Source organism: Thalassotalea sp. G20_0 (assembly GCF_017744175.1).
In the GTDB taxonomy this organism is placed as follows: Bacteria; Pseudomonadota; Gammaproteobacteria; order Pseudomonadales; family Endozoicomonadaceae; genus Endozoicomonas.
In genome coordinates, this window is sequence record NZ_JAGHQV010000139.1 from 1 (window position 1) to 2854 (window position 2854).

The following is a 2854-nucleotide window of genomic DNA, read 5'->3' on the forward strand; positions in this document are numbered from 1 at the left end:
ATTGTTTGTAATCATTACCTGAAGTTGTGTATTTCCAACTTATACCAGCACCGCTTCTGTCCATAATTATATTTCATTAATTCATGGAAAATATAAAAAATAGACTATTCTACGGCATCAGCAGGCAGCAGTTTTTACTGGCCTTTTTCTCTTCCTTTTTCTTTTTTTGGGCTTTTTTATTTGCTCTTCTAAATATTCTTCGGCCGTAAAATAACAGTCATCTGAACATTGCCCTCCATCATCGGCAGTAAAATATGCCTCATCTGCCGCCCACTCGCCGCTGTTAAGTGACACAGAGCCATGAGCCTCTGGCAGGACGGCTAACTTTGCCTTTATTTGCTCAATAACTGTTTTGATTGAATCCCGGTTATCAATCTCGTTCACCGGGATTTCAATGACCTCAAATCCCAATTTCTGCAGCAGGGCGATTTTCAGCAAGGTCGAACCATTCCTGGTTTTGAAATCACCACTCACGTAATGAAAAGGTCCCTGAACGTCGATCACCATGTTGTAATCTGGCAGCAGCAGGTCAACCGGAGGTAATGTGTTCAGACTCTTTTCTTCTTCAATCTTCAACAACGGAAGGCTTGATTGGAGTTGATCGCGGAAAGTGGATTGCAATTCTGAATTAACTGTCTGGTAATGGGGGACCACCGGACACGCTCTGCCAAGCCAGCTTGCGGCCATGGCAATGACGGATTGAACCTGCATATTGCCCGGAGACGTATTGCCCATACGGGAAAATAGTTCACCTATGTGCTTTTCAAGCGAGTGTTTATCATTACTGCCTGAATCCAGATAAAATCTGGCACAGAATGCCATGACTCCCCAGAGAGACATCGATATATCTTGCTGAGAGAGTTGAGGATCTTTACTGATTCTGTTGACAAGAAAATCGAACGTAGATTGAACCAGGTTCAGCTCGATGGCCTCACCCAGTTTCGCCAGGGCCCACAGCAGGTTGATGGTACCTTGAGTGTTGAAGTCGTCTCTCTCTTCTTTTGATTCAGCTTTGGTTTTCACATGATGCAACAGCGCGGGCACGGACTCTTTAAGCTTCGCTGTTTTCTCCAGCGCCAACCCGCTGTCCGCCAGTGTTGCCAAGGCCCACAGCAGATTGACGACTCCCTGTGGTTTGAAGTGGTCTATCTCTTCTTTTGATTCGGCTTTGGTTTTCACATGGCACAACAGCACGGCCACGGCCTCTTTGAGCTCCGGTGTCTTCTCCAGCCCTTTGTCTACGAGTGTCGCAAGGGCCCACAGCAGGTTGGTGATATGCTGAGGAATAAAGTGGTCTTTCTCTTCTTTTGATTCGGCTTTGGTTTTCACATGGGGTAATAGCACGGCTGCGGCCTCTTTGAGCTTCAGTTTCTTCTCCAGCTCCAGCCCGTTGTCCACCAGTTTCGCCACGGCCCACAGCAGGTTGGCGACTTCCTGTGGCTTGAAGTGGTCTTTCTCTTCTTTTGATTCGGCTTTGGTTTTCACATGGGACAACAGCGCAGTCACGGCCTCTTTGCACTTCTGTGTCTTCTCCAGCCAGTTGTCCACCAGTTTCGCCACGGCCCACAGCAGGTTGGTAGCTTCCTGTAGCTTGAATTGGTCTTTCTTTTCATTTGATTCGGCTTTGGTTTTCACATGGGGCAATAGCGCAGTCACGGCCTCTTTACTATCCGCTGTCTTCTCCAGCTCCAGCCCGTTGTCCACCAGTTTCGCCACGGCCCACAGCAGGTTGGCAACTTCCTGGGGCTTGAAGTGGTCTTTCTCTTCTTTTGATTTGGCTTTGGTTGTCACTTGGTATAACAACGCGGCCACGACCTCTTTGAGCTTCGGTGTTTTCTCCGGTTTCAGCCCATTTTCCACCAGTTTCGCCACGGCCCACAGCAGGTTGGCGACTTCCTGGGGCTTGAAGTGGTCTTTCTCTTCTTTTGATTTGGCTTTGGTTGTCACTTGGTATAACAACGCGGCCACGACCTCTTTGAGCTTCGGTGTTTTCTCCAGTTTCAGCCCGTTGTCCACCAGTTTCACCACGGCCCAAAGCAGGTTGGCGACTTCCTGTGGCTTGAAGTGGTCTTGCTCTTCTTTTGATTTGGCTTTGGTTTTCACATGGGGCAATAGCGCGGCCACGGCCTCTTTGAGCTTCGGTGTCTTCTCCAACTCCAGCCCGTTGTCCACCAGTTTCGCCAAGGCCCACAGCAGGTTGGCAACCTCCTGTCGCTTGAAGTGGTCTTTCTCTTCTTTTGATTCGGCTTTGGTTTTCACATGGGGCAACAGCGCGGCTACTGTCTCTTTGAGCTTCGGTGTTTTCTCAAGCTTCAGCCCGTTGCCCACCAGCTTCGCCAAGGCCCTCAACAGGTTGGTGATATGCTGAGGAATAAAGTAGTCTTTTTCTTCTTTTGATTCAGCTTTGGTTTGCACATGGGGCAACAGCCCGACCACGGCCTCTTTCAGCTTTGGTGTCTTCTCAAGCTGCAGCCCATTGTCCACCAGTTTCGCCACGGCCCACAGCAGGTTGGCGGTGCCTTGGGCATCAATATCCCAAGCTTCAGATTTTTGATTGCACTTAAGTATTACTGTATCCAGTAAAGCTGACAGTAAAGCAGCTTGAGTTTCCCTATTCCCCTCATCCATGTATGTATGAGGGATAAAAACACCCGCTGAAGTAAATGAATGAAGCATCGTTGTCAGGCTTCGCCAGGTCCACCCGGGTGTCACTTTAAAATCGTGCAGCAATGGTATCAGTTGGCGTTGTTCACTATGATTTAATGGTCGTTTTTCCCTTGATGTGTATTGTTTGATTGAACAGGCAAATTGACTGTGTGTTTTACCATCATAGTGATCACCATAACGAGCAGAT

General features: G+C 48.5%; 1 protein-coding gene. It reads right to left on the reverse strand.

Annotation, left to right across the window (positions count from 1 at the left end; all coding sequences use genetic code 11):
• Positions 1-117: 117 nt before the first annotated feature.
• Positions 118-2854, reverse strand: a 2737-nt coding sequence (locus J7438_RS24985) for an RAP domain-containing protein (RefSeq protein ID WP_209278762.1), incomplete at its 5' end; no start/stop codon positions are given.